General features: G+C 54.2%; 5 protein-coding genes. All 5 read right to left on the minus strand.

From position 1 onward, the window contains the following. Positions 1-249 precede the first annotated feature (249 nt). The 5 genes from FJ147_27645 to gspF all read right to left on the minus strand — a co-directional run bounded on the left by FJ147_27645 (position 250) and on the right by gspF (position 3,987). Positions 250-1,047, minus strand: coding sequence for a prepilin-type N-terminal cleavage/methylation domain-containing protein (locus FJ147_27645; GenBank protein MBM4259658.1), 798 nt, complete (start codon positions 1,045-1,047; stop codon positions 250-252). A 9-nt stretch (positions 1,048-1,056) separates the two neighbouring features. Beyond that, positions 1,057-1,545 (minus strand): prepilin-type N-terminal cleavage/methylation domain-containing protein, encoded by a 489-nt coding sequence (locus FJ147_27650; GenBank protein ID MBM4259659.1) that lies wholly within the window; start codon positions 1,543-1,545, stop codon positions 1,057-1,059. Beyond that, positions 1,526-2,059 carry a prepilin-type N-terminal cleavage/methylation domain-containing protein gene (locus tag FJ147_27655; protein ID MBM4259660.1) on the minus strand — a complete coding sequence of 178 codons (534 nt, stop codon included), beginning with the start codon at positions 2,057-2,059 and terminating at the stop codon, positions 1,526-1,528. Before FJ147_27655 ends, FJ147_27650 begins: the two co-directional genes overlap by 20 nt. An 89-nt stretch (positions 2,060-2,148) precedes the next feature. Next, a complete protein-coding gene (gspG, locus tag FJ147_27660; protein ID MBM4259661.1) occupies positions 2,149-2,529 on the minus strand; it encodes a type II secretion system protein GspG in 381 nt (126 codons plus the stop codon). 228 nt (positions 2,530-2,757) lie between these two features. Then, positions 2,758-3,987 carry a type II secretion system protein GspF gene (gene gspF / locus FJ147_27665; GenBank protein MBM4259662.1) on the minus strand — a complete coding sequence of 410 codons (1,230 nt, stop codon included), beginning with the start codon at positions 3,985-3,987 and terminating at the stop codon, positions 2,758-2,760. Positions 3,988-4,205: the final 218 nt, after the last annotated feature.

Consider the following 4,205-nt stretch of genomic DNA (forward strand, 5'->3'; position numbering starts at 1 on the left):
CACCAAGTCCAAACGCGGGCCGAAGAAGCCAGTACCTCACAAACTGAGTGGCAAAAAACAAACGCACGTATCGACTGCGCGGATTCTGGCGATGCGACGGTAGTCAACCGACCTTTACAGGGATGGCGGCAGGGGCCCCGGCCCTCATAAGAACTAGCCGTTCGTGCCAAACCTGGCGAAACACGGCTCCATTTTTTGTCATGGGCTCAACGGAATTGAGCAATAACTTCTGTACCGAGGAGGCTTTGCTCACAGCCCACCCCCTGGGCGGCTCACGGCTCCACCTGCACGAGCTAAGGGCAAATCGACCACAGTCGAGAATCTCACTGCGTCTGATGGCAACGTGCGTTGTCGCTTGCGGCTGTCACTCACAGCCAGCATCAGTTCGACCTCAACCGCGTGCGGAATACGCCCACGGGTTTGGTCTCGTCCCCATTCTTCAGCCCATCCCCGCCCATCAAAGAAGCGCAAGCGCAATCCTTGCACCCGCGAGAGGAGCGGTAGCATCTCCCCCTCGGATGCCACTCGTGTTGTTTCGGCACTCAGCCGTACGCGACGGATCAATTGCCATAAGGTCGGCGTTAACGGGTCGGGGATCAGGTCGTACGCGATCTCGCTCCAGTCTCCTTCGCGCCCTCCAGCAGTCAGTTGTCCGCTAGCAAAGGACATAAAAGACATAGACGCTTGAGGAAATGAGGAGGTTCGTCGCGTTTCTCCCGTAAAGCGCGCATTTCCCGCAGCAAAGGGAAAACTCGCTTGTAAGTCTTCTCCGATCCGGAGCAAAACCACTCGCGCCGTTCGTGAAAGCGCTGCGCGCTCTTCGGCAATCTGCCTACTCTTCAGAGTTTGTGAAAATACGCCGTAAAGAATAGCGAGAACAATGCTGAGAATGGAACTGGCGACAAGGACTTCGAGGAGGGTGAAACCTTTGGGGCTTGGGGCTTGGACAGCGATACATGTTGCGTGTTGCGTGTTGCGTAATCCGCAATCCGCAATTGGACCTTGGACTTTAGACCTTGGACATGGGACCTGAAACGTGAAACTCATCGTTCTGCCTTATGAGAGTGGCGTAAACAGAATCAGCTCACAACGTTCATCTTCACGGTCACCCCAGAGGACGTTGACCCGTAGCTCCCATAGACCATCAACTGGCGCTGGCCGCACCGTGCGCTGCCAACGAAACTCTGGATATCGTCCTGGGTGCATTTCGGCAAAATCACCACTTGTCATCTTCGTCGCGTTTTGTCCTTCTAACTGTGTACGTGTTAGCATCTCGCGGGCCAGTAATGTTGCGGTGCTGACCCGTTCGGCGCGCATGGTGAGCACTAAGTTCCGATTGTGCAACCCGAGCAAACCGACAAGCGCAACGGCAAGAACAGCAAAAGCGACGAGGACTTCGAGGAGGGTAAAACCCTTGAAATTTGAGAGCCGGGATTTGGGATTTAGGATTGCACGTAACACGCAACACGCACCGGTAAGCACGTGATACGTGAGACGTGAGACGTGATCCTCATATCCCAAGCCTCTAGCGAGAGCCATCGACATACCCCTCGTATATCCTCGCCTCACCAGTCACTGGCGGAATCATGACAGTCATCGTTCGGTCTCGTTGGTCACGTAGATGCACGACAGTCGGATCGACATAGCCATGTGGATAAAAATGGGTGAACACTTGGCCGGTATTCAGCCGCCCAGCTTGGGCAATATGCACATCGGCAAAAGCAATCCCCGAAGGCAATCTCACCGGTTGCGACATCGGTGAAGGATCGGCGACAAACTCGGTCGCGCCACGCGACGGGACCAGCACTTGTACGGCATAAGACTGTTCCCTCAGATCGTAGCGAATCCGATAGACTCGACCGCTAAACGCGGCTTCACCATTAACATAGCGCACCAGCGCCGCTAACCGTCGCGCGCTGTTCTCTAATCTCGCCCCACCGATGTCACCAAATCGAGGAAGGAGCGCAGTCACTAACAGTCCGATAATGAACAGCGTGAGGGAGAGTTCGAGCAGAGTAAAGCCCTTGGGGCTGGGGGCTGGGGGCTGGGGGCTCGTCAAAACAAACCTGAAACCTGAGACCTGAAACCTGAAACGCGAAGAAAAGGCACCTTGCCGTTTCCCCGTCTCCCCGTCTCCCCGTCTCCTCCCTAGAGGTCGCGGCTATCCAGATCCGCATACTTCCCCTCTCCACCTTCTTCGCCGTCTGCACCCAACGACTTCAGCGTATAACGTTCGCCGTTGCTCAGATACATGTACGGATGACCCCACGGATCGGTCTGTACTTTTTCTAGATACCCTTCTGGATTCCAGCGGTGCGGAACACTTCCACCCTGAGGCTTCGTCACAAGTGCCTGCAACCCTTGGTCGGTTGTAGGATACCCACCATTATCAAGTCGGTAGAGGTTCAGTGCCTGCTGAACAGCGCGGAGATCAGCCGCGGCTTTGGTCCGCTTTGCCTCGTCAGTTCGCCCCATCACTTTTGGTGCAACCAACGTCACAAGCAACCCAAGGATAAACACCACCACCATGACTTCGATGAGGGTGAAACCTCTTCGGCTTAAGGCAAAAACTTGGAGACCTGGGAGGAAAGACGTGATGCGTGATGCGTTTCAAGACTGATATTTCGAAGAAGTGTTCTGCCAATCCGCAATCCGCAGTCCGCAGTCCGCAATGCTTGAACTTTGAACTGAAAGTTCCTCATACCACCACCTCCTCAACAACATCCGTGACTAGCTTAGCAAGGCCCTGCCAGTGCATCAATGCACTAATTGGTTCAGGTCAAAAATCGGCAAGAGGATCGCCAACACAATGAACAAGATAATTCCACCCATCAGCAGAATCGTGAACGGCTCTAATAGACTGGTCACGCGCGAGAGGGCAACTGTCACCTCTTCGTCGTAGGCATCCGCAGCCCGCGCCAGCATACTTTCGAGTTCTCCACTGCGTTCCCCAACCGCAACCATTTGCGTGAGCAGTGCCGGGAACAAGCCACTACGTCCTAGTGGTGCCGCGAGGCTTTCACCTTCTTGGACACTTGCGCGCGCAGCTTCCACCGCACGACGTAACAGCGAGTTGCTTAACAGATGCGTCACGATTCCCAGCGCGGTTAAAATCGGTACTCCGCTGGCAAGCAACGTACTCATCGTACGTGCAAAGCGTGCGACATTGAGACGTTGGACAAGCTTTCCGACCCACGGGAGCCGTAAAAGCAGGCGGTCATACCGCTCCCGCCCTTTAGGCGTACGCACAAATCGTACAGCAATAAGCGTCCCGATCGCGAGCAGCAACAAGAGGGGCCACCAATAGTGCGCAAAGAAAGATGAACAACCAAGGAGAATGCGCGTCGCCAGCGGCAAAGGCCGTCCAGTCTCGGTAAAAATCTTTGTGACTTGCGGAACAACATAGGTCAGCAAGAATGTCAGGATAGCCAGCGACACAACAATCATGATTACCGGATAGGTCAATGCCGACTGTACTGTCCGCAACAGACGGGCCTGGCTCTCACTATAGTCTGCGAGCCGCGCCAAAACGGCGTCGAGGGTACCACTTTCTTCTCCGGCGCGGACCATGTTGACGTAGATGCCAGAAAACACCCGTGGATGCGCTTGTAAGGCATCGGCTAAAGAACGTCCTTCACGTACTTGCTGACGCACATGGGTCAGCACACGTTTGAGGCGTGCTTGTTCGACTTGCTCAATCAACGTGCCTAAGCATTCGATCAGTGGTAAACCAGCTTTAGTCAGCGTGGCAAACTGTCGCGTGAGTAAGGCTAAATCTTGCGCTGAAACTCGCTCAAATCCGTGACTGATACTGTCCGATGCTCGGCTGTTGGTCGTTGCCGTAGCGGTCTGTTCTTCCCGAACAGCGGTGGGAAAGATGCCCGTACGGCGCAGGGATATTCGGGCAGTCTTCGGGCTATCAGCATCGATTACGCCCGCAACCGCTCTCCCTTGGGAGGTTAACCCTGTGTATGCGTAGATAGGCATAGCTTGGGTAATAAAAAATTAAAAATGAAGAATGAGCAATTGAAACTTGTCGTTCACGACCTCTCTCATTGTCGCTCCGCTATACCGCATTTTTCATTTTTAATTCATAATTTTTCATTGGTTAGGCGGTGGCAGGAAACAACTTACCGCAATAGTGATTGACCGGAGTGGAGAGCCTCTGCACAAGAGCAGGGATGAGAGACGAGACCATTGTGTGC

This window comes from Deltaproteobacteria bacterium (genome assembly GCA_016874775.1).
Lineage (GTDB): Bacteria > Desulfobacterota > Binatia > Bin18 > Bin18 > VGTJ01.